Source organism: Amycolatopsis sp. NBC_00438, from assembly GCF_036026695.1.
In the GTDB taxonomy this organism is placed as follows: Bacteria; Actinomycetota; Actinomycetes; order Mycobacteriales; family Pseudonocardiaceae; genus Amycolatopsis.
This window is the reverse complement of the sequence record NZ_CP107923.1, coordinates 5758048-5780234: the sequence shown is the minus strand read 5'-3', so window position 1 is coordinate 5780234 and position 22187 is coordinate 5758048. Positions and strand designations below refer to the sequence as shown.

General features: G+C 72.8%; 19 protein-coding genes. 13 read left to right on the top strand and 6 right to left on the bottom strand.

Annotation, left to right across the window (positions count from 1 at the left end; all coding sequences use genetic code 11):
• Nucleotides 1–6 precede the first annotated feature (6 nt).
• The 9 genes from OG494_RS25555 to OG494_RS25515 all read left to right on the top strand — a co-directional run bounded on the left by OG494_RS25555 (nucleotide 7) and on the right by OG494_RS25515 (nucleotide 12041).
• Nucleotides 7–1287, top strand: a complete 1281-nt coding sequence (locus OG494_RS25555; protein WP_328443046.1) for an adenosylmethionine--8-amino-7-oxononanoate transaminase — start codon at nucleotides 7–9, stop codon at nucleotides 1285–1287.
• 517 nt (nucleotides 1288–1804) lie between these two features.
• The gene (locus tag OG494_RS25550) at nucleotides 1805–4042 is read left to right on the top strand and encodes a bifunctional SulP family inorganic anion transporter/carbonic anhydrase (RefSeq protein ID WP_328443045.1); all 2238 of its coding nucleotides are present in this window, start codon (nucleotides 1805–1807) and stop codon (nucleotides 4040–4042) included.
• A 282-nt stretch (nucleotides 4043–4324) separates the two neighbouring features.
• Complete coding sequence (locus OG494_RS25545) at nucleotides 4325–6520, top strand: bifunctional SulP family inorganic anion transporter/carbonic anhydrase (protein ID WP_328443044.1); 2196 nt, start codon at nucleotides 4325–4327, stop codon at nucleotides 6518–6520.
• A gap of 150 nt (nucleotides 6521–6670) precedes the next feature.
• Complete coding sequence (locus tag OG494_RS25540; protein WP_328443043.1) at nucleotides 6671–8110, top strand: alpha/beta hydrolase; 1440 nt, start codon at nucleotides 6671–6673, stop codon at nucleotides 8108–8110.
• A 55-nt stretch (nucleotides 8111–8165) separates the two neighbouring features.
• A complete protein-coding gene (gene bioD / locus OG494_RS25535; protein WP_328443042.1) occupies nucleotides 8166–8891 on the top strand; it encodes a dethiobiotin synthase in 726 nt (241 codons plus the stop codon).
• A 79-nt stretch (nucleotides 8892–8970) separates the two neighbouring features.
• Nucleotides 8971–9984: a biotin synthase BioB gene (gene bioB / locus OG494_RS25530; protein WP_326955073.1), complete on the top strand. Its 1014-nt coding sequence runs from the start codon at nucleotides 8971–8973 to the stop codon at nucleotides 9982–9984.
• Entirely contained in the window at nucleotides 9971–10180 is a 210-nt protein-coding gene (bsaP, locus tag OG494_RS25525; RefSeq protein WP_328443041.1) for a biotin synthase auxiliary protein BsaP, read from the top strand. The genes bioB and bsaP overlap by 14 nt, the downstream gene beginning before the upstream one ends.
• A 182-nt stretch (nucleotides 10181–10362) precedes the next feature.
• Entirely contained in the window at nucleotides 10363–10959 is a 597-nt protein-coding gene (locus OG494_RS25520; RefSeq protein WP_328443040.1) for a DUF2567 domain-containing protein, read from the top strand.
• 47 nt (nucleotides 10960–11006) lie between these two features.
• A complete protein-coding gene (locus tag OG494_RS25515; protein ID WP_328443039.1) occupies nucleotides 11007–12041 on the top strand; it encodes a M48 family metallopeptidase in 1035 nt (344 codons plus the stop codon).
• A 6-nt stretch (nucleotides 12042–12047) separates the two neighbouring features.
• Here OG494_RS25515 and OG494_RS25510 read toward each other — a convergent pair whose 3' ends face one another.
• A complete protein-coding gene (locus tag OG494_RS25510; protein ID WP_328443038.1) occupies nucleotides 12048–12764 on the bottom strand; it encodes an LON peptidase substrate-binding domain-containing protein in 717 nt (238 codons plus the stop codon).
• 105 nt (nucleotides 12765–12869) lie between these two features.
• Entirely contained in the window at nucleotides 12870–13502 is a 633-nt protein-coding gene (locus tag OG494_RS25505; protein WP_328443037.1) for an NUDIX hydrolase, read from the bottom strand.
• 111 nt (nucleotides 13503–13613) lie between these two features.
• Between OG494_RS25505 and nadA the strand changes: the two genes are divergently transcribed.
• The 4 genes from nadA (at nucleotide 13614) to OG494_RS25485 (ending at nucleotide 18412) form a co-directional block, all read left to right on the top strand.
• On the top strand, nucleotides 13614–14627 hold the full coding sequence (gene nadA, locus OG494_RS25500; RefSeq protein ID WP_328443036.1) for a quinolinate synthase NadA: 1014 nt from the start codon (nucleotides 13614–13616) through the stop codon (nucleotides 14625–14627).
• Nucleotides 14624–16273: an L-aspartate oxidase gene (locus tag OG494_RS25495; RefSeq protein ID WP_328443035.1), complete on the top strand. Its 1650-nt coding sequence runs from the start codon at nucleotides 14624–14626 to the stop codon at nucleotides 16271–16273. The genes nadA and OG494_RS25495 overlap by 4 nt, the downstream gene beginning before the upstream one ends.
• Complete coding sequence (nadC, locus tag OG494_RS25490) at nucleotides 16270–17163, top strand: carboxylating nicotinate-nucleotide diphosphorylase (RefSeq protein WP_328443034.1); 894 nt, start codon at nucleotides 16270–16272, stop codon at nucleotides 17161–17163. Before OG494_RS25495 ends, nadC begins: the two co-directional genes overlap by 4 nt.
• Nucleotides 17164–17260: 97 nt before the next feature.
• Nucleotides 17261–18412, top strand: a complete 1152-nt coding sequence (locus tag OG494_RS25485; RefSeq protein ID WP_442874500.1) for a S8 family serine peptidase — start codon at nucleotides 17261–17263, stop codon at nucleotides 18410–18412.
• 241 nt (nucleotides 18413–18653) lie between these two features.
• On the opposite strand, the gene OG494_RS25480 is transcribed toward OG494_RS25485, so the two are convergent.
• The 4 genes from OG494_RS25480 to OG494_RS25465 form a co-directional block, all read right to left on the bottom strand.
• Nucleotides 18654–19019, bottom strand: coding sequence for a hypothetical protein (locus OG494_RS25480; RefSeq protein WP_328443033.1), 366 nt, complete (start codon nucleotides 19017–19019; stop codon nucleotides 18654–18656).
• The gene (locus OG494_RS25475; RefSeq protein ID WP_442874273.1) at nucleotides 19016–20335 is read right to left on the bottom strand and encodes an alpha/beta hydrolase; all 1320 of its coding nucleotides are present in this window, start codon (nucleotides 20333–20335) and stop codon (nucleotides 19016–19018) included. Before OG494_RS25475 ends, OG494_RS25480 begins: the two co-directional genes overlap by 4 nt.
• A 97-nt stretch (nucleotides 20336–20432) precedes the next feature.
• Nucleotides 20433–21743 carry a WXG100 family type VII secretion target gene (locus OG494_RS25470; protein WP_328443031.1) on the bottom strand — a complete coding sequence of 437 codons (1311 nt, stop codon included), beginning with the start codon at nucleotides 21741–21743 and terminating at the stop codon, nucleotides 20433–20435.
• Entirely contained in the window at nucleotides 21740–22123 is a 384-nt protein-coding gene (locus OG494_RS25465) for a hypothetical protein (protein WP_328443030.1), read from the bottom strand. The genes OG494_RS25470 and OG494_RS25465 overlap by 4 nt, the downstream gene beginning before the upstream one ends.
• Nucleotides 22124–22187: the final 64 nt, after the last annotated feature.

Sequence of the window (22187 nt, the reverse complement as noted above, 5' to 3'; positions counted from 1 at the left end):
CGGCGGATGGACTCCGCCGACCTGCTCGCCCTGGACGCCCAGCACGTGTGGCACCCGTACGCGCCCATGCCCGCGAAGGTGCCTTCGCTGCTGGTGACCGAGGCGAGCGGGGTGCGGCTGAAACTCGCGGACGGCCGGGAGCTGGTCGACGGGATGTCGTCGTGGTGGTCGGCGATCCACGGCTACCGGCACCCGGCCCTCGACGCCGCGCTCGCCGAGCAGGCCGGGCGGATGAGCCACGTGATGTTCGGCGGCCTGACGCACGAGCCGGCGATCACCCTCGCCAAGACGCTGGTCGACCTGACACCGGACGGGCTCGAGCACGTCTTCCTGTGCGACTCGGGCTCGGTTTCGGTCGAGGTCGCGGCGAAGATGTGCTTGCAGTACCAGCGTTCCCGCGGCCTGCCGGAGAAGCGGCGGCTGCTCACGTGGCGCGGCGGCTACCACGGTGACACGTTCACGCCGATGAGCGTCTGCGACCCCGACGGCGGCATGCACTCGTTGTGGCGCGGGGTACTGCCCGAGCAGGTCTTCGTGCCCGCGCCGCCGGCCGGCTTCGACACCCCGCCGGACCAGTCCTATGTGGACGTCCTGGAGGCGGAGATCGCCCAGCACGCCGGGGAACTGGCCGCGGTGATCGTCGAGCCGGTGGTGCAGGGCGCCGGCGGGATGCGGTTCCACCACCCCGCCTACCTGCGCGCGCTGCGGGAACTGACCGAGGCGCACGACGTGCTGCTGATCTTCGACGAGATCGCCACCGGGTTCGGCCGCACCGGCGCGCTGTTCGCCGCGGAGCACGCGGGGGTGACGCCGGACGTGCTGTGCCTCGGCAAGGCGCTGACCGGCGGCTACCTGAGCATGGCCGCGACGCTGTGCACGCCGGAAGTCGCCGCCGGCATCTCGCGCGGCGCGCTGCCGGTGCTCGCGCACGGCCCGACGTTCATGGGCAACCCGCTCGCCTCGGCGGTGGCGAACGCGTCCCTCGGCCTGCTCGCGGACGGCGCGTGGAAGACCGACGTGACGCGCGTGGAGAAGGGCCTGCTGGACGGCCTCGCCCCGGCCCGCGACCTCCCGTCGGTGATCGACGTCCGGGTGCTCGGCGGGATCGGCGTGCTGCAGCTCGACCACCCGGTGGACATGGCGGTGGCGACCGAGGTCGTGACGACGCGGGGCGCGTGGCTGCGGCCGTTCCGCGACCTGGTGTACGCGATGCCGCCGTACGTGACGGGCGACGAGGACCTCGCGGTGATCACCGGGGCGATGCTGGCGGTGGCGGAGAAGGCGTGACGTCGCGCGGGTCGGCGCTTCGGGGTCGCTGACCGTGGTGCGGCCACCTCCGCGATCCGGCTACGGCGGCCGGCGTTCGGGTGGCCGGAGCCTCGGCTCCGGATCGCGCGCGTGTGCCGCCGAGGATCGTGCTGGCACTGATTCGGCTGCGTCCGGCGCGGATCCGGGCACCCGGCGGTGGGGAAGGCACCCGGCCTCGGCATCGGGGCGGGCGCGCGTGTGTCGTCGGGTCGTGATCGCGCGAATCTCGGCGGTGGCGGAGAAGGTGTGATCACCCGCGGGAGACTCCCGGGGTTTGTAAACGCTTGATTTCAGCACATCGGGTGTGACCGCGCGCACAGCGAGACCCGAAGGTCCCTCATCGTCGCTCTGCGTGCAAACCCTCGATCTACACCACGCGAACGGCGGAGGCGGCGAGTGTGAAAGGTCCCCGGCGCGGCACCGATCCCGTACCGGTGTAAACGCGAGAAATGCTTGCATAGCAGACTTTTCGCGTGCTTTCGGCGATCCTGCCCCCATGATCGAGATCGTTCGTGGTGAACACGACACCGGCCCGCCGTCTCCGCTGGACAACCTGAAGCAGAACCTCAAGCACGACCTGCCCGCCTCGATAGTCGTTTTCCTCGTCGCCGTACCGCTTTCCCTCGGCATCGCGCTCGCCGCCGGTGCTCCCGTGCTCGCGGGCCTCGTCTCCGCCGTCGTCGGCGGCCTGGTCGCGAGCGTCTTCGGTGGGTCGCCGCTGCAGGTCAGCGGGCCGTCCGCCGCTCTCACCGTGGTGCTGGCCGACACGATCGCCACCCACGGCTGGCCCGTCACCTGCGCGATCACCGTCGCCGCCGGGCTGCTCCAGATCCTCTTCGGCCTGACCCGCACCGCTCGCGCCGCGCTCGCGGTGTCGCCGGCCATCGTGCACGGCCTGCTCGCCGGCATCGGCGTCACGATCGTCCTCGGCCAGCTGCACGTCGTCCTGGGCGGCACCGCCCAGGGCTCCGCGCTCGCCAACGTCGTCGCGCTGCCCCGGCAGATCGCCGCCCACCACGACCAGGCCGTGCTGATCGGCGTCGTCACGCTCGGCGTGCTGCTGGCCTGGCCGCGACTGCCGAAGCCCGTCCGCCGCGTGCCCGCGCCGCTGGCCGCCATCGCCCTGGCCACCGGGCTGTCCGTGCTGACCGGCATGACCCTGCCGCGCGTCGATCTGCCGGCCGGGCTGCCGTCGCTGCACGTCGTGCCGCGGCTGCCCGACGGCGGCTGGGGCGGGTTCGCCCTCGCCGCCGTCACCATCGCGCTGATCGCCGGCCTCGAAAGCCTGCTGTCCGCCGTGTCGGTCGACAAGCGCCGCGGCGGCGCGCGCACCGACCTCGACCGCGAGCTGGTCGGGCAGGGCATGGCGAACGTCGCGGCCGGCGCGCTCGGCGGGTTCCCGGTCACCGGCGTCGTCGTGCGCAGCATGACCAACTACGAGGCCGGCGCGCGCACCCGGATGTCGGCGATCCTGCACTGCGTCTGGATCCTCGCCGCCTGCCTGCTGCTCACCGGGACGCTGCGGCTGATCCCGCTGGCCGCGCTCGCCGCGCTGCTGGTGTACGTCGGGACGAAGCTGGTCAACCCGGCCGCGATCAAGGACGTCCGCCGCCACGGTGACCTCCCGGTGTACGTCGTCACCCTCGCCGGCGCGGTCGCGGTCAACCTCCTCACCGGCGTCGCGGCCGGGATACTGCTGGCTCTCGCGCTGATGCTGCGGCGGATGATCTTCTCCGGTATCCATGTCGAACGGCACGGTGACAGCCACCGCGTCGTCATCGAAGGCGCGCTGACGTTCCTCTCCGTGCCCCGGCTGACCCGGGTGCTCGCCGAGGTGCCCGCGCACGCCGAGGTCACCCTGGAACTGCTCGTCGACTACCTGGACCACGCCGCGTTCGACTGCCTGCGCGGCTGGCAGCAGGCGCACGCCGGGCCGGTGACGGTCGACGAGATCGGCCACCCGTGGTTCGAACGCGGCCGTGCGGGCACGCCGACCGTGCGCCGGGGCCTGGCCGCGCGGGTGGTGCCGCGCTGGCTGGCGCCCTGGTCGGAGTGGCAGGCCGAGCACGTCGCCCTGCCGGTGCAGCGCAGCGCGAGCTCCCTGCTGTGCCGCGGCGCGTCGGAGTTCCAGCGCCGCACCGCGCCGCTGCTGCGCGACACCTGGACCGGGCTGGCGGACGGCCAGGAGCCGCACACCCTGTTCATCACCTGCGGTGACGCGCGGATCGTGCCGAACCTGATCACCACCAGCGGGCCGGGCGACCTGTTCACGGTGCGGAACATCGGCAACCTCGTCCCGCCGGCGGACGGTGGCGCCGACTCGTCGGTCGGCGCGGCGATCGAGTACGCCGTCGGCGTGCTCGGGGTCGCCGAGATCGTGGTCTGCGGGCATTCGGGCTGTGGCGCGATGAAGGCGCTGCTCGGCCAGGCGCCGCCCGGCCTGCACCAGCTCGGCGCCTGGTTGCGCCACGGCGAGCCGACGCTGCTGCGCCGCGGCCGGGAAGCGCCGCTGCTGCTGGGCGGACGCCGTCCCGCCGCCGAGGCGGACCAGCTCGCGCTGCAGAACGTCGTGCAGCAGCTGGAAACCCTGCGCGGCTACCCGGTGGTGGCCGCGGCCCTGGAGCGCGGCGGGCTCCGGCTGACCGGGATGTACTTCGACGTCGGCGCCGCGCAGGTGTCCCTGCTGGACGACGCGGCCCGCGGCTTCGTCCCGGCGGGCGCCGTCACGTCCTGAGCCGAGCACGCCCGCGGTGGCCTTCGGTGCTCGATCCATGCCCCCGCCACCGCCCTCAACGGAGGCGCTTCGCACCGCAGTGCTGATTCAACGCACCGAAGGCCACATCGGGGCGCTCGGGAACCCTTGTGTCGTAAAGGGTTCAACTGTCGCGTGACAGGCGGGCGGGGCGTGAACGGCGGGTTAACCGGGCGTCCGATTTGTGTCATTCGGGCAAAATATGGCCAGTTGTTCACTCGATCGGGTGGCGCATAGCGGACATTTCACACGATTTCCGGTTGCATGGTGATCATGAGACCCCTCGCCGTGCTCCGCCACGACCTGCCGGCCTCCCTGGTCGTTTTCCTCGTCGCCGTACCGCTTTCCCTCGGCATCGCGCTCGCCTCGGGCGCGCCGGTCGCCGCCGGCCTGATCGCCGCCGTCGTCGGTGGGGTCGTCGCCGGTGCGCTCGGCGGCTCCGCGCTCCAGGTGAGCGGGCCCGCCGCGGGCCTGACCGTGATCATGGCCGAAACCATCAGCACCTTCGGCTGGGCCGTCACGTGCCTGATCACGGTCGCCGCCGGCGCCCTCCAGATCCTTCTCGGGCTGAGCCGCATCGCGCGTGCCGCGCTGGCCATCTCGCCGGCCATCGTGCACGGCATGCTGGCCGGCATCGGCGTCACGATCGTGCTCGGCCAGCTGCACGTCATCCTCGGCGGCAAGGCCCAGAGCTCGGCCGTGGAGAACGTAGCCGAGCTGCCGGGCCAGATCGTCGCCCACCACGACTCCGCCACCGTGATCGGCCTGCTCACCATCGCGATCCTGCTGATCTGGCCGCGGCTGCCGAAGGCCGTCCAGCGGGTCCCCGGGCCGCTGGCGGCGATCGCGTTCGCCACCGTGGCGTCGGTCGCCACGGGGATGACGCTGCCGCGCGTCGAACTGCCCGGTGACCTGCTGAACGTCCACCTGGTCCCGCAGCTGCCCGACGGCGGCTGGGGCGGGTTCGCGCTCGCCGTCGTCACCATCGCCCTGATCGCCAGCGTGGAGAGCCTGCTCTCGGCGGTCGCCGTCGACCGCATGCACACCGGCCCGCGCGCCAACCTCGACCGCGAGCTGGTCGGCCAGGGCGCGGCCAACATGGTCTCCGGGGCGCTGGGCGGCTTGCCCGTCACCGGCGTCATCGTCCGCAGCTCCACCAACGTCGCCGCCGGGGCGAAGACCCGCGTGTCGGCGATCCTGCACGGCGTCTGGGTGCTGGTGTTCGTCGTCCTGCTCGCCGGGCTGATCCAGAACATCCCGCTCGCCGCGCTGGCCGGGCTGCTGGTGCACGTCGGCGCGAAGCTGGTCAACCCCGGCCACATGAAGACCGCGCTCAGGCACGGCGATCTGCCGGTCTACCTGCTCACCCTCGCCGGCGTGGTGGTGTTCGACCTGCTCACCGGCGTGCTCGCCGGGATCGGGCTGGCGCTCGTGCTCATGCTGCGGCGCACCGTCTGGTCCGGCATCCACGTCGAAAGGGAAAACACCGAGAGCGACGGCGACCGCCACCGCGTCGTCGTCGAAGGCGTCCTGACGTTCCTGTCCGTGCCGCGGCTGTCCAAGGTGCTCGGCGCCATCCCGGCCGGCGTGCCGGTGCGGCTGGAACTGGTCGTCGACTACCTGGACCACGCCGCGTTCGAAAGCCTCACCACCTGGCAGCAGGCGCACGAACGCGCCGGCGGCACGGTGGACGTCGACGAGGTCGGCCACCCGTGGTTCGGCGAGGGCAAGGCCGGCCGTCCGACGCGGTCGCGGTTCGCCGCGAGCCAGGCCGTGCCGCGGTGGCTCGCGCCGTGGTCGGACTGGCAGGCCGCGGAAGCCGTCGACATCCCCGCCCAGCAGACCCGTCGCGGCGCCACGGAGTTCCACCGCCGGGCCGCGCCCCTGCTGCGGGACACGCTGTCCGGGCTGGCCGACGGCCAGAAGCCGCGGACGCTGTTCATCACCTGCGGCGACTCGCGGATCGTGCCGAACCTGATCACCACCAGCGGGCCCGGTGACCTGTTCACCATCCGCAACATCGGCAATCTGGTCCCGCCGGGGCAGGCCGACCCGTCGATGAACGCGTCGATCGAGTACGCGGTGGGGGTGCTCGGTGTCGAGGAGATCGTCGTCTGCGGCCACTCCGGCTGCGGGGCGATGGCCGCGCTCGCCGACGGGCCGCCGCCGGGGCCGCTGGAGACGTGGCTGCGCTACGCCGTGCCGAGTGCCCGCCGGTCGGGCCCGGTCACCGTCGACGGCGCCCGCCCGGCTCGCGAGGGTGACCGGCTGGCCCTGCTCAACGTGCTCCAGCAGCTCGACCACCTCCGGGAGTACCCGCAGGTCGCCGCCGCCGAGGCGGCCGGGAAGCTGCAGCTGACCGGGATGTACTTCGACGTCGGGGCCGCCCAGGTGCACCTGCTGGACGGCGACGCGCGCTCGTTCCGCCTCGCCGGGGCGGCGGTGGTGCCGGAGGGCTGAGGGCCCCGGCTGTCGTCTTCTCCCGTGCGCAGTTGCCGGAACTGGCCCGAACGGCGGTTCCGGGGCCCGGTCCGGCGTGCGAACTTCGGTCGGTTCACCGGCACCCGGGACTGGGCCCGGGCGCCGGCCGCGCCGAGGGGTAGGCCACGCATGTCGCTTTCCAGACGTTTCCGGGTGCTCGCCGTGGCCGTGCTGGCCACGGTCGCCGGGGTTCCCGCCGTGCCGGCCGTCGCTTCGACGGCCGGCACTTCCCTCGCGTGGCAGGCCTGCGCCGGGGTGCCCGAGCCCACGCAGGGCTTGCAGTGCACGACGATCAGCGCGCCGCTGGACTACGCGCGGCCGTCGGGGGAGCAGGTCACACTCGCGTTCTCGCGGCTGCCGGCCGCCGACCCGGCCAAACGCCGCGGTGTGCTCCTGCTGAACCCGGGGTCGCAGGGTGATTCCCAGCTCTCGCTGCCGCTGCAGCTGGTCGCCCTCGGCCTGCCGCAGTCGGTGCGCGACGCCTACGACCTGATCGCGTTCGACCCTCGCGGCGCCGGCGACAGCACGCGGGTGACGTGCAACCTGCCCGTGACGTTCATGATCCCGCCGGCCTACGCCGTGACGCCCGCGGGCGTCGACAGCCAGGCCGTGGTCGCCCGCCAGAACGCCCAGGGCTGCGCGGACGCGCCGTCGGCGCACCTGCTGCCCTACATCACCGTCCGGAACGTCGCCCGCGACCTCGACGGCATCCGGTCGGCGCTGGGCGAGCCGAAGGTCTCCTTCCTCGGTTACTCGTTCGGTGCCTTCCTCGGCGCGACCTACGCGACGATGTACCCGCAGCGCACCGACCGGGTGGTGCTGGACAGCTCGACCGGCCCGGGCGGCCTCGACTACACCTGGTCGCGCCGGTTCGCCTCGGGCTTCGAGAAGCACTTCCCGGACTTCGCCGCCTGGGCCGCGTCGCAGAACGCGACCTACGGCCTCGGCAGCACGCCCGAAGCCGTCAAGGCCAAGTACTTCGCCTTGGCCGCGAAGCTCGACCAGACGCCGATCGAAACCGTCGACGGCGCCACGTTCCGCTGGATCAACGAGGCCCTCACCCAGTCGGACGCGACGTTCCCGCTGCTCGCGCAGGTCTGGCAGCAGGCCGACGACGGCACGATCGCGCGGCCGCCGCTGCCGCCCGGCTTCGACTTCTCCGGGCTGCTGGCGATCGTCTGCAACATGGACGGCTGGCCGAAGAACGTCGACGTCTACCGGCACGCCGTGGCGCAGGACCGGACCCGGTTCCCGCTGCTCGGCGCGGCCGCGGCGAACGTCTGGGCCTGCGCGTTCTGGCCGGCGCACAAGACCGAGCCGCAGGTGCGGATCACCGACCGCGGGCCGTCGAACATCCTCATGGTGCAGAACCTGCGCGACAACGGCACCGACTACCCGGGCGGCGTCGAGATGCGCCGCACCCTGGGCCAGCGGGCCCGGCTGCTGAGCGTCGACCAGGGCGGGCACCGTGCGTACCTGTTCGGCACCAACGCCTGCGCCAACTCCGCGGTCGCCCGCTACCTCGCCGAGGGGGTCCGCCCGGCGGCGGACACCACCTGCCCGGCGTGACGCCCGCCCCGCCCGGGCTGCGCGGCCCGGGCGGGGGTCACTAAGTTGATGGTCCGTGACCATGCTGGTGATGACGGGGACCGGGACCGGGGTCGGCAAGACGATCTCCACGGCGGCGATCGCGGCGCTGGCCGCGGCCGGCGGGCAGCGGGTGGCGGTGCTGAAACCGGCGCAGACCGGTCTCGGCCCCGACGAGCCCGGTGACCTCGCCGATGTCGTGCGCCTGGCCGGGCCCGAGGTGACCACGCGCGAGCTGCGGCGCTACCCCGACCCGTTGTCGCCGGAGGCCGCCGCCCGCCGCAGCGGCCTGCCGACGCTCGACCCGGGCGAGATCGCGCGGGCGGCGTCCGACCTGGACACCGACCACGACCTGACCCTGATCGAGGGTGCGGGCGGGCTGCTGGTGCGGTTCGACGCCGCCGGCTCGAGCCTCGCCGACGTCGCCTGGTCGCTCGGCTCGCTGGTGATCATCGTGGCCGAGGCCGGGCTGGGCACGCTCAACGCGACCGCGCTGACCGCCGAGGTCGCCACGAAACGCGGGCTGACCGTCGCCGGGGTGATCATCGGTTCCTGGCCGGCCGAGCCGGACCTCGCGGCGCTGTCCAACCTCGAAGACCTGCCGGTGGCGGCCGGGGCGCCGCTGCTGGGCGTACTGCCCGCCGGCCTGGGCACCGCGTCGCCCGAGGAGTTCCTGGAGGCGGCGCGGGCCGGGCTCTCGCCGTGGTTCGGCGGCGAGTTCGACCCCGAGCTGTTCACCGGACGGGCGTCCGCCCAGAAGTGACCTGCGTCGCTGTCGCCTCGACCGCGCTTCGTGCACGATGAGAGACGCTTTCCGCTCCACCACGACCAAGGAGACGCCCGTGACCGCAGTCCCGGACACCGATGTCCTCGCCTACGCGCGCGAGCAGGTCCTCGAAAACGGCGTCGGCCTGGGTGAGGCCGAGGTCCTCGAGCTGCTGCGGCTGCCCGACGACCGGCTCCCCGACCTGCTGGCCCTGGCGCACGAGGTGCGGATGCGCTGGTGCGGCCCCGAGGTCGAGGTCGAGGGCATCATCAGCCTGAAGACCGGCGGCTGCCCCGAGGACTGCCACTTCTGCTCCCAGTCCGGCCGCTTCCCGACGCCGGTGCGCTCGGCGTGGCTCGACATCCCGAACCTGGTCAAGGCCGCCCGGCAGACCGCCGAGACCGGCGCGACGGAGTTCTGCATCGTCGCCGCCGTCCGCGGGCCCGACAAGCGGCTGCTTTCGCAGGTCCGCGAGGGTGTGAAGGCCATCCGCGAGGACGGCAACGACATCCAGATCGCCTGCTCGCTGGGCATGCTCACGCAGGAGCAGGTCGACGAGCTCGTCGAGATGGGCGTCCACCGCTACAACCACAACCTCGAGACGGCGCGGTCGCACTTCCCGTCCGTCGTCACGTCGCACACCTGGGAAGAGCGCGCGGACACGCTGCGGATGGTCGCCGCGGCGGGCATGGAGGTCTGCTGCGGCGGGATCATCGGCATGGGGGAGACGATCGAGCAGCGCGCGGAGTTCGCCGTGCAGCTGGCCGAGCTGAGCCCGCACGAGGTGCCGATGAACTTCCTCATCCCGCAGCCCGGGACGCCGTACGAGCACTACGAGATCGTCGAGGGCAAGGACGCGCTGCGGACGGTGGCGGCGTTCCGCCTGGCGATGCCGCGCACGATGCTGCGCTTCGCCGGCGGCCGCGAGCTGACGCTGGGTGACCTCGGCGCCGAGCAGGGCATGCTGGGCGGCATCAACGCGATCATCGTCGGCAACTACCTGACGAACCTGGGTCGCCCGGCCAGCGCCGACCTGGAGATGCTGGACGAGCTCAAGATGCCCATCAAGGCCCTCAGTGACAGCCTCTGAGGCGGTCGCCGCCTTTTGCGTCCACTGTGGACAGGACTCGCCGGGCGGCGCGGACCACCCGGCGTGCCACAACCCGCGCACGGCGCTGGAGCCCCCGCGCTTCTGCACGTACTGCGCGCGTCGCCTGGTCGTCCAGGTGAGCCCGCTGGGCTGGACGGCCCGCTGCAGCCGCCACGGCGACACGGCGAGCGGCTGAGCGCCCCACTTCCCCCGGAGTTCCGTGAAGGCCCCCTTGAGGGACATAGAGTCCCTCAAGGGGGCCTTCACGGCTTTTGCGGGGGCGGCGCCGAGGGAGTGCCGCCGACACGGCGAGCGGCTGACGTCCGCCACGCACCGACCGGTTACGCTCGGTCGCACGTGTTGCAGGAGGGAGTCCGGGTGAGTGAGTCGTCGGGCCCCGCGCACCGGCCGTCGGCCGTGCCGGGACCGTGGTCCGTGCCGGTGCTGTTCCGGGAGCGGCAGCCGCGGGTCGTCGTCAAGGCCGACCTGCTGCCCGCCGTGAGCGTGCTCGGCACCCTCAGCATCCTGAGCTTCCCGCTCGCCTTCCTGTGGTCGCGGATCGCACCGCCGGAGCGCGTCCGGATCATTGCCTCCGACGGCACCCAGGGCGCCCTCGAACTCGAGAGCTGGCACCGCTTCGACGACCTCGCGATCTTCGGGTTCCTCACCCTGGGCCTGGGCATCGTCGTCGGCGTCGTCGCGTGGCTGATGCGCGAGCGCCGCGGCCCGGTCGTCTTCCTCGCCGCCGTGCTCGGGGTCGTGCTCGCGAGCGCGCTGGCGATGCTGCTCGGCGTCGGCTGGGCCAACAGCCACTACACGATCGACAGCGCGCCGGCGCTCGGTTCGGTGATCGAGCTGGCGCCGCGCCTGGAGTCGTGGTGGGTGCTGATCACCGGCCCGTTCGGCGTGGCCCTGGCCTACAGCCTGCTCACGACCTGGAACGGCCGGGACGACCTCGGCCGCCGCCTCGGCTGAGCGTTCCCTAGGCTGGGCCCCCTCGAAAACCACAGGGGGTTTCAGCAGTGACCGAGGACATCGAGATATCGCGGCACAACGCCGTCCGTTTTCCCGGCATCAGCCCGCGCGCCTACGAGCATCCCGTGGACCGCGGCGCGCTCGCCACGCTGCGCGCGGTGCCGGGGTTCGCGCAGGTCGTGAAGGCCGTTTCGGGCTTCTACAACGAACGCGGCGAGCGGCTGATGGCGCTCGCGTCGTCGATCCGCGTCGGGCCGAAGCAGTACCCGGAGCTGGAGAAGCTCCGCCACGAGTGCGCCGAGACGCTCGACCTGCCCGCGGTGCCGAACGTGTTCGTCTACCAGGACCCGCGGGTCCAGGCGTCGGCCGTCGGCATGGACGAGCCGTTCATCCGGCTCAGCACCGGGCTCGTCGACCTGATGAGCCACGACGCGCTGCGGTTCGTGCTCGGCCACGAGATGGGGCACGTGCTCTCCGGGCACACCGTGTACCGCACGATCATGGTGCGGCTGATCAGCCTGCAGCTGTCGCTGTCGTGGACGCCGGTCAGCGCGCTCGGCATCCGGGCGATCATCGCGGCGCTGCGCGAGTGGTACCGCAAGGCCGAGCTGTCCTGCGACCGCGCGGGCCTGTTGTGCAGCCAGGACCCGACGGCCGCGCTGCGCGCCCAGATCCAGGTCGCCGGCGGCATCGACCCGGCCCGCATCGACATCCCGTCGTTCCTGCGGCAGGCGACCGAGTACGAGTCGGTCGACGACATCCGCGACAGCTTCCTCAAGCTCCGCTACGTCGAGACGGAGTCACACCCGTTCGCCGTGGTCCGCGCGGCGCAGCTGCAGAAGTGGGCGGCGTCGGCGGAGTACCGCGCGATCCTGGCGGGCGACTACCCGCGCCGCGACGACGACACCCCGACGTCCGACTGGAAGGACGACCTGAAGTCGGCCGCGAAGTCGTACAAGGACTCGTGGAACGCGTCCGCCGACCCGCTGACGAAGGTGTTCAGCGACGTCGGCGAGACGGTGTCCGGCGCGGCGGGCAAGGTCTGGAACAAGTTCGGCAACGGCTCGGGTTCCGAGTCCTGAGGCGCCTCAGTTGAGGCTGGCCGGGCGGCTGAGGTCCGTCAGTTCGCCCGGCGGCAGGGGCACCGCGCCGAGCGTGTTGAGGAAGCCGGTTTCGCGCGTCAGCAGGCGGCAGGCGATGCGCAGCCGGCGCAGCGGGTGGCGTTCCTCCAGCAGCCGCTGGCGGTCTTCGAGCGGCAGCAGGCAGTCCGCGGCCAGCAGGTAGGCCAGGTCTTCGAGCGCGGCGTCGGCTTCCGGTTCGACCCAGTCGTCGCTGCGCCACGCCGTTTCGCAGTAGCGCTGGTGGGCCGTGCGCGCGACGGCGGCCAGGCGCTCGGCGACGCCGCCGCTCGGCGCGACCGGTTCGTCGTCGACCCACTCCACCGAGGCGATCAGGTACGGCGCGGAAGTGCAGTCGAGCTCCCGCAGGCGGAACCGGCGCTGGGCCAGCGTCACGACGTCGAACCGGCCGTCCGGCAGGCGTTTCGCCTCGCGCAGCACCGTGCTGCAGCCGATGTCGTACAGCTGGTCCAGACCACGTACCTCGCGGGTCAGCGACGAGCGCAGCGCGACCACGCCGAACTCGCGCCCCGGGACGGTCCCGCTCACCAGGTCCGCCATCAGCTGCCGGTACCGCGGTTCGAAGATGTGCAACGGGAGGCGGGTGCCGGGCAGCAGCACGGTCTGGAGCGGGAACAACGGCAGGATTGTCGTCGTCGCGTCACTTTCCGATTCCGGCTCGGTCACGCGTCCCACGGTAAGGGGAGAACGGTCGCACTGCAGTGTGATACCCGGGGCTTCGCCCCGGGGCCGGGGGCTCCGCCACCCGGACCCCCGAAAGAAATTGGCGGGTCACCGGTTCGGCGGCTTGAACACCGCGAACGGATCGGTGATCTGCATGCCCTTGCCGGCGAAGGAGAACAGTGCGGCGGGACGTCCGCCCGCGCGCCCGGGAGGGGCGGTGTGGCCCGTCGGGACCAGCAGTCCCCGCCGGGATAGCACGCGCTGGAGGTTCGTCGCGGACACCTTGTAGCCCAGCGCGGCCGAATACAGCCCGCGCAGCGCCGACACCGTGAACTCCTCGGGTGCCAGTGCGAACCCGAGGTTCGTGTAACAGAGCTTCGAGCGCAGCCGGTCGCGGGCGCGCAGCACGATCGATTCGTGGTCGAACGCCGTGCGCGGCAGCTTCGCGACGTCGTGCCACTCGGTGTCCTCGGGCACCTCGGGGTCGACGTCGGAGGGGACCAGGGCGAGGAACGCGGTCGCCACCACGCGCGGGCCGGGGACGCGGTGCGGGTCGCTGAACACCGCGAGCTGCTCGACGTGCTTGAGCTGGCGCACGTCGACCTTCTCCTTCAGCTGGCGCCGGACGGACGTCTCGACGTCCTCGTCGGGCCGCAGCCGCCCGCCCGGCAGCGACCAGCGGCCGAGGTGCGGGTCGAGCGCGCGGCGCCACAGCAGGACCCGGAGTGTGTCCGAGCGCACTTGAAGGACCGCTCCCAAAACCTCGTGGGCCAAGGGGGTCTGGGTGTTAAGATGACTTCGCACGGTTTTCGATTATAAGGCGAAAACCGGAGACAGGTCCAGGAGGGCCAGATGACCACCACGTTGGTTCCGGAAGGTCTCACCCCGTTCGGCGGGGTCGAGGCGAACGCGGCCTGGGCGGAAGAGGTGCGGCGCCTGGCGAAGGAGCGCGACGCGGTCCTGCTCGCGCACAACTACCAGGTCCCGGAGATCCAGGACATCGCCGACCACACCGGCGACTCGCTCGCGCTCAGCCGCATCGCGGCCAGCAGCGACGCGTCCACCATCGTCTTCTGCGGGGTGCACTTCATGGCCGAAACCGCGAAGATCCTGGCCCCGGAGAAGACCGTCCTGATCCCCGACGCGCGGGCCGGCTGCTCGCTCGCCGACTCGATCACCGGCGCCGAGCTGCGGGCCTGGAAGGCCGAGCACCCGGGCGCCGTCGTCGTCTCCTACGTCAACACCACGGCGGAGGTGAAGGCCGAAACGGACATCTGCTGCACGTCCTCGAACGCCGTCGACGTTGTCGCCTCCATCCCCGCTGACCAGGAGGTTCTCTTCCTGCCGGACCAGTTCCTCGGGGCGCACGTCAAGCGCATCACCGGCCGGGACAACATCCACATCTGGGCCGGGGAGTGCCACGTCCACGCCGGGATCAACGGTGCCGAACTCGCCGCGCGCGCGGCCGAGGACCCGGAGGCGGACCTGTTCATCCACCCCGAGTGCGGGTGCGCGACGTCGGCGCTCTACCTGGCCGGCGAGGGTGCGGTGGCGCCGGAGCGGGTCAAGATCCTCTCGACCGGGGACATGGTCCACGAGGCTCGTGACACCAAGGCGAAGTCGGTCCTGGTGGCCACCGAGATCGGCATGATCCACCAGCTGCGCAAGGCCGCGCCGGACATCGACTTCCGCGCGGTGAACGACCGCGCGTCCTGCCGGTACATGAAGATGATCACCCCCGCGGCCCTGCTGCGGTGCCTGCGCGACGGCCTCGACGAGGTGCACGTCGACCTCGAAACGGCGTCGAAGGCGCGCGCTTCGGTGCAGCGGATGATCGAGATCGGGCAGCCCGGCGGCGGCGAATGAGCACGCCGGTTAATGACCCACAGGCGAAAACCCCGGTCTGGGAAGCTCGTGCCGATCTGGTCGTGATCGGCAGTGGCGTCGCCGGTTTGACCGCGGCGCTGCGGGCGCAGGCGCTCGGGCTGCACGTCCTGGTCGTCACCAAAGCGGCGGTCGCGGACGGCAACACGCGCTGGGCCCAGGGCGGGGTCGCCGTGGTCCTGGAAAACGAGCACGACCTCGACGACTCCGTGGAGAAGCACGCGGAGGACACCTTCACCGCGGGCGCCGGGCTGGTCGACGAGGTGGCCGCCCGCTCGATCCTCGACGGCGGCCCCGCCGCGATCGCCCGGCTCCGCGCGGACGGCGCGAAGTTCGACGCCGCCGCGTCCGGAGACGGTCTGCTGGCCCGGACCCGCGAAGGCGGGCACAGCGCGTTCCGCGTGATCCACGCGGGCGGTGACGCGACCGGCGCCGAGGTCGAGCGCGCCCTGGTCGAGCAGGCCGGGCAGGCACGGGTGCCGGTGCTCGAACACCACATCGCCGTCGACGCGCTGCGCACACCGGGCGGCCGGGTCGCGGGTGTCACCGTGCTCGACTCGCACGGCGTGCCCGGGGTCGTCCGGGCGCCGGCCGTGCTGCTGGCCAGCGGCGGGGTCGGGCAGCTCTACCAGGCGACGTCGAACCCGGAGATCGCCACCGGGGACGGCCTCGCGCTCGCGCTGCGGGCCGGGGCGACGGTGGCCGACATCGAGTTCGTCCAGTTCCACCCGACGGTGCTCTACACGCCGGGCGCGCGCGGCCGCTGCCCGCTCGTCACCGAGGCGGTCCGCGGCGAAGGGGCGACCCTGGTCGACGGCGCCGGCGAATCCGTGATGCGCGGCGTGCACCCGCTCGGCGACCTCGCCCCGCGTGACGTCGTCTCGGCGGCGATCACCCGGCGGATGCTGACGGCGCCGGGCGGCGTCGACGACCACGTGTTCCTCGACGCCACCGGGATCGCCGGGTTCGCACGGCGGTTCCCGACGGTGTTCGCCGCGTGCGGGGTGCTGGGGCTCGACCCGTCCCGCGATCCGATCCCGGTGACCCCCGCGGCGCACTTCTCCTGCGGCGGCGTGGTGACCACCGCGGACGGACGCTCGTCGGTGCCCGGTCTCTACGCCGCCGGCGAGGTGGCGCGGACCGGCTTGCACGGAGCGAACCGGCTGGCGTCCAACAGTTTGCTCGAGGGCCTGGTCGTCGGGCAGCGCGTCGCGGAGGCCGTCGCGGCGGACCTCGCGGCCGGGCTGCTGGCCGACCCGTCACGCGGGCGGCTGCCGTCGTGGACGACCGCGCCGACGGCCGAGCGGGACGCCCTGCAGCGCGTGATGAGCCGGTACGCGGCGATCGGCCGGGACGCCGACGGCCTGGCGGCCGCCGGTTCCGTGCTCGACCTGGCGACCCAGGACAGTCCCTTGTGGACGCACGCGGCCGTCGAAGACGCGGCGCTGACCGTGGTCGCGCAGGCGCTGCTCACCGCGGCCGACCGGCGCACCGAGTCGCGGGGCTGCCACGTGCGCACCGACTTTCCCGCGCCGTCGGAGACCTGGCGGCGCAGCCAGCACATCCGGCTCAGCCTCTCCGGTCAGCCGGTGCTGGCCGACCCGATCCCCCTGGAGGGCGTGGCATGACGTTCCCGATCTCCGAACCGGTCCGCCGCCTGATCGCGGCTTCGGGCCTCGACGTCGACGACGTGACGCGGGTCGTCACGACGGCGCTGGGCGAGGACCTGCGGTACGGGCCGGACGCGACGACCGCGTCGACGGTGCCCGCGGACGCGATCGCCGTCGCGGAGCTGACCCCGCGGGTCGACGGCGTGGTGGCCGGATTGCCGGTCGCGCTGGCCGTGTTCGACATGGTGCTGGGCGACGGTTACGAAGTGCTGGCCGGGCGCGAGGACGGCGACCGGCTGGTCGCGGGGGAACCCGCGCTGGTGTTGCGCGGGCCGATCCGCGGCCTGCTCACCGCCGAGCGGACGGCGCTGAACCTGCTGTGCCACCTGTCCGGCGTCGCCACCGCGACGGCCGCGTGGGTGTCCGAAGTGGACGGTACCGGCGCCGCGATCCGGGACTCCCGCAAGACGTTGCCGGGGCTGCGGCTGCTGCAGAAGTACGCGGTCCGCTGCGGTGGCGGGGTGAACCACCGCATGGGGCTGGGCGACGCGGTGCTGATCAAGGACAACCACGTCGTCGCCGCGGGTTCGGTCACCGCCGCGCTGGAAGCGGCCCGGGCGCACGCGCCGGAACTGCCGTGCGAGGTCGAGGTCGACTCGCTTGCGCAGCTGGAAGAAGCCCTGGCGGCCGCGGCGGACGAGGTGCTGCTGGACAACTTCACGCCGGAGGAGTGCGCCCAGGCGGTCGCGCGGCGCGACGACGTCTCCCCGAAGACGCGGCTGGAATCCTCTGGTGGCCTCACCCTCGACCGTGGTAAGGCCTACGCCGAGTCCGGTGTGGACTATCTGTCGGTGGGGGGTTTGACGCACTCGTCACCCGCGTTGGATCTCGGCATGGACCTTCGCTGAACAGTGTTTCCCCGTTAGACTGCCGGTGGCGGAAGTTCCTTTCCGCCACCGGCTTTCGTTCGTGGGGTTCGGAGGGGTTGGGGTGCGGTTTCCGGCGGTGCTCGCGGTGGCGGGCCTGATGCTGACCGGTTCGCCCACGCTCGCTTTCGCCGCCCCCGAGGCGCAGTGCGCGAACCCGTCCGGCACCTACACCGGCGGCGTCCCGTGGGGGCAGCGGCTGGTCGACCCGGCGCGGCTCTGGCCGTTGACGCGCGGTGAGGGGCAGCTGGTGGCCGTCATCGGCACCGGCGTCGACGGGCAGAACTCCCAGTTCGCGCCCGGCCAGCTCGAGGGTGGCGGCGGCACCGAGGCGTCCGACTGCGACGGCCGCGGCACGATCGCTGCGGGCATCGTCGGCGCGCAGCCCGATCCGTCGACGACGTTCGCCGGCGTCGCGCCCGGCGTCCACCTGCTGCCGATCCGCTACACACAGGCGAACGGCTCGTCCAACGACGGTGGCGACCCGGGTGCGCTGGCCGGCGCGATCGACACGGCGGCCGACCGGCACGCGGGGGTGATCCTCGTGGCGGTCCCGGCGGCGTTCGACAGCCCGGCGCTGTCCGGCGCGGTCGCGCGGGCGCGTTCGCAGGGCGCGGTGGTCGTCTCGGCGGCGACGGCGACCCAGCAGGGCGCCCGGACGTACCCGACGGCGACGTCCGGGGTGCTGGGCGTCGGCTCGGTGAACCAGGCGGGCGAGCCGGTGCAGACCGAGGCGGGCGACTACGTCGGCGTCGCCGCACCGGGCGCGGAGCTGGTCAGCACGTCGGCCGGCGCGGGCGGCGCGATCGCGCACCGCTGGCCGGTCACCGACCCCGGTCTCGCGGCGGCGTACGTCGCGGGCGTCGCCGCGCTGGTCCGCGCGTACCACCCGAACCTGACCGGCGACCAGGTCGTCACCCGGCTGACGTTGACCGCGCACCGCCCGCCTTCCGGGGCGCACGACCCGCGCCTGGGCTGGGGAGTCCTGGACGCCTACGCCGCCGTCTCCTCCACCCTCCCGGCGGAGGTCTCCCCGCCCGGCTCCGCGGTCGCCCCGGCCCCCGAGCCGGCGGTGATCCCGGCCGCGGCCCCCGCTCGTCCGCAGTCCGACGTCGCGGCGGGCACGATCGCCCTGGCCGGCGTCGCCTTCGCGGCCGCCGCCGGCGTGACCGTGGCCGCGGTCCGCCGGGCCCGCCGTCGGGGCTGGCGCCCCTCCCGCTTCACCCCGTAACCGACCCTCCAGGCACGCGAACCGACTGCCTGGGTACGCGAGCCGACCCTCCGGGTACGCGAGTTGCGCGTTCAATCACGCGAGATACGCCTCTGATCACGGGAGTCACGTGTACCGGAGCGGCGAACTCGCGTGCCTGGAGGGTCGGCTCGCGTGCCTGGAGGGTCGGTTCGCGTACCCGGAGGGTCGGTTCACGGTGTGGAGGCCGGAACTCGCGTGATTGAAGGCGGGACTCGCGTGGTCAGGCGGGGACGGGGCGGGTGGAGCCGATGATCGCCACCGCGTGGCTGGCCCGGGCGACGTGGACGGTGAAGTCGGCGCCTTCGCGGCTGAAGCGGGCGATGAGTTCGCGGGGGGTGCTGCGGTCGTGGGCCTGCCAGCCTCGTTCTTCCAGGGACGGGAGGACGACCTCGGCGAGGCGGCGTTCCGGCTCGCCCGTGTGCTCCAGGCGGACGCCGTACTGCCAGCACAGCAGGTTGCCGGGCCGGGTCGGGTCGCAGTCCAGCTCGCCGTCGACCGTGGGGTCCGCCGGGGAGCCGAAGACGGCCGCGACGCTGTCGATCACGCCCGTCAGCTCGCCCGCCAGACGGTCCAGTTCGACGCTCATCGCAGGACACCTCCGTCGTTGAGGAACTCGACGCCGTTCTCCACGATGCCATGCGGGTCGAAAGTGCCGTCGGCGGTGGTCGGGCCGCCGGTGATGACGCGGTAGATGTTCGTCCACGACTCCGAACCCGGCTTGAGCACGTCGCTGTGCGACGACAGGCCCCACATCTCGTTGCCCGCCGCGTCGCGCCCGGTCTCCAGGTCGGTGACGCCGGGGAAGGTGTCCGGGTCGGCGCCGTGGCCGATGCCGGTCCACTCGAGGCCCCACGCGTTGCCCTGGGCGATCTCGATCGGGTCGAGCGGCGCGGTCATCGAGAACCGCTGCACGCCCGCCTGGCTCGCCGGCAGGTCCGCCGGCGACCAGACGCCGTGGCCCATGCCCGCCGACTCGACGTGCAGCACGCGGTCGACGTCGAGGCCCTGCGTCTCGGCCAGCCCGACCGTCGCGCCGCCGTAGCTGTGCCCGATCGCGGTCAGCGTGACGTCGTCGCCCGCGTGGCTCGAGATCTCGCCGCGCAGGTCGTCGGTGAAGTGCTTGAGGTCCGGCGCCATCGTCTGCGCGTAGCTCGCGTCCGGCCCCTGCACCACCGGGTTCTGCGGGAAGACGCCGTCGGCCCAGACGACCATCGCGGTGCGCCCGGTCGGGTCCGCGGCCACCAGGCTGCGCCCGAGGCCGGCGTAGGCGTCGAAGTTGGACATCTGCGTGTTGACGCCGGGCACGAACAGCCCGACGTTGCGCGTCCCCGGTTCGATGTGCCCGACCAGCTCGGCGATCCGGCCGTTGCCCGACGGGTCGAACTTCAGGATCTGCCGGTTGCTCGCGAGGATGTCCTCGTACAGCTTGATCCGCGCCTGGGACGCCTTGATGTCGTCGGCGCCGGTGAGCTGCGCGAGCCGCGAGCGCTCGGCGGTCAGCGCGTCGGCGACCTTCGTACGGTTGGCCGCGATCGCCCTGCCCCACGCGCCGGTGTCGGCCGCGCCGCCGATACCCGCCGGGTTTCCGGCCTTGGGCAAGGGATCCTCGGGCAGCAGGGCCCGGTACATCGCGGCGACCTGCGCGTCGGCCCGCCGGTACCCGGCCGCCGACTCGGTCAGTCCACTTTGGAGCTTCTTGGCGAGCGTGACGTCGCCGGAGAGCTTCGAGCCCAGTTCCGTCATCGTCTTCTCGAACGTCTTGGCCGCGGCCTTGGACGCGTTGACCTGCCCGAAGGCCGTGGCCGGCACCTTCTCGCCCGCGACGGCGGACTGCGCCGAAGACAGCGCGTCCGCCCGCGTGCCGTATTCACCCGCCGCCGTGTCGAGGCGAGCGGGGGCCACACGATACCCGGCAGCCGTCACGGCCCGCCTCCGTTCTGCAGCAAGGGGTCGTGAGTGTTCAGGGCGGTTAGAACCGCCCTGAACACTCACGACCGGGTCAGTAGACGTCCGGCTCTTCGCCGATCACCGGCGGCGCGACCGGGGCGGACTGGCCCCAGACGTTCTCGGTCTCCACCAGCCAGGCCGGGATCCGGCGCCCGGAGCCCATGTCCCCGCCGCCGCCCATGCCCATCGGCATCATGGGCATCATCGGCATCGCGCTCTTCGCGGCCGCCGCGCCCGCGGCACCGACCGCGCTGCCCGCGAGGCCGCTGAGCGCGTTGCCCGAGCCGCCGTCGCCGGCCAGGCCGGAGTGCGCCGCCGGGGCGTCCGCACCGCCGCCGAGACCGCCGCCCCCGGGGATCCCGCCGCCGATCGACGGCGCGTCACCCCCGCCGATCGGGATGCCGCCCCCGGCGCCCCCTTCGACGCCGGCGCCGCCGCCGAGCTTCGTGCCGGGCGCCTCGTCCTTGTTCTCCTTGGGGTCCTTGCCGGACGCCCAGCCGGGCACCTTCGGCATGATCGAGCCGAACCGGCCGAACGCGGCGGCCGAAGCCGCGGCGAGCCCGGCGGTGAACATGTCGCCGAAGAGCGGGTTCGACGTCGGCACGGTCGTGCCGGGCTGCTGTGTGGTGCCGTCGGCGCCGGGCAGCGGGTGCCCGTCGGTCGGCGTGACGACGACGCCGGGATCGGTCGTGCCGTTGCCGACGAGGCCGGGCGAACCCGTGCCGCCCGCGCCACCGCCGGCGGGGACGGTCGCCGGCGTCTCGACGGCGTTCGGCGACGCCGGGATCGAGTCCTCGGCGACGCTGTACTCACCGGCCAGCGTGGTCATGACCGCGATCGCCTTGCCGTGCGCGGAACCGGCGGCGTTCGCGGCGGACTGCTGCGCCTCGACGTTCGAGATCGCCTGCTGGCGCTGCTGCGCGGCGGCCTGCATGACGGCGGGCGAAGCGTCCGGCGGCAGCAGCGGCGGGTTCACCGCGAGCGCGACGTCGGCGGGGGAGACGTCCGGCACCGAAACCGGCGGCGGCATCTCCTTCTTGGCCTTGACCAGCGCGTCGGCGGCGTCGCCGAGCATCACGTTCATCGCTTCGGCGGTCTGCGCCACCTTGGCGATGCCGTTCGCGAGGTCGACGATCATGTGCTGGTACTGGTCGGCGGCGCCACCGGTCCACTGGTCCTTGAACTCGGTGAGCTCGGAGTTCAGGTTGTGGGCCTGCTCGTGCAGGTGCAGCGACGCGGACTTCCACTTGTCGGCGGCGTGCCGCGCGCTGTTCGGGTCGCCGGCCTGCAGCATCGCGTACAGCTGCTGATGGCTGTACGCGGCGAAGTTCGTGTGGGCCGTGTTGTCGTGGTGGTGGGTCATCCCTTGCTCCTGTCGCCGTCACCGAGGCCGAGCAGGCCGAGGACCGGGTCCAGCAGGCCGGTGACGGCACCCGAGCTGTGCAGGTCGCCGGCCACCGACTGGTCGGCGTTCGCGTAACCGTCGGCGACCGTGTTCGTGACGTCCTGCGCGAACCCGATCGCGCTGCGGACCTGGTCGAGCAGGCCCTGCATCTCCGACACCGCGGCGCGGTTGGCGTCGGCCAGCGACCCGGCCTCGCCGAACTCGCCGAACAGCAGCGGCTCCTCGCCGAGGGTGAGCAGGAAGTCGTTCGGTTTGGACATCGCGTGGATCTGGGTCTCCAGCTCCCGCACGAAGTCCTTCAGCGATTCCAGGTGGACGTAGTACGACTGGTCGTGCATCGGATCCCGGCTCTCTCGTCGCACGCTAGGGAAAAGGGAAAGCCGATCGGCCGGTGCGAGCGGG

Bases quoted from the DNA above. Each gene is read 5' to 3' on its own strand.
- OG494_RS25555 (WP_328443046.1), top strand. From the start codon at position 7: ATGGACTCCGCCGACCTGCTCGCCCTGGACGCCCAGCACGTGTGGCAC.
- OG494_RS25550 (WP_328443045.1), top strand. From the start codon at position 1,805: ATGATCGAGATCGTTCGTGGTGAACACGACACCGGCCCGCCGTCTCCG.
- OG494_RS25545 (WP_328443044.1), top strand. From the start codon at position 4,325: ATGGTGATCATGAGACCCCTCGCCGTGCTCCGCCACGACCTGCCGGCC.
- OG494_RS25540 (WP_328443043.1), top strand. From the start codon at position 6,671: ATGTCGCTTTCCAGACGTTTCCGGGTGCTCGCCGTGGCCGTGCTGGCC.
- nadA (WP_328443036.1), top strand. From the start codon at position 13,614: ATGACCACCACGTTGGTTCCGGAAGGTCTCACCCCGTTCGGCGGGGTC.
- OG494_RS25495 (WP_328443035.1), top strand. From the start codon at position 14,624: ATGAGCACGCCGGTTAATGACCCACAGGCGAAAACCCCGGTCTGGGAA.
- nadC (WP_328443034.1), top strand. From the start codon at position 16,270: ATGACGTTCCCGATCTCCGAACCGGTCCGCCGCCTGATCGCGGCTTCG.
- OG494_RS25480 (WP_328443033.1), bottom strand. From the start codon at position 19,019: ATGAGCGTCGAACTGGACCGTCTGGCGGGCGAGCTGACGGGCGTGATC.
- OG494_RS25470 (WP_328443031.1), bottom strand. From the start codon at position 21,743: ATGACCCACCACCACGACAACACGGCCCACACGAACTTCGCCGCGTAC.
- OG494_RS25465 (WP_328443030.1), bottom strand. From the start codon at position 22,123: ATGCACGACCAGTCGTACTACGTCCACCTGGAATCGCTGAAGGACTTC.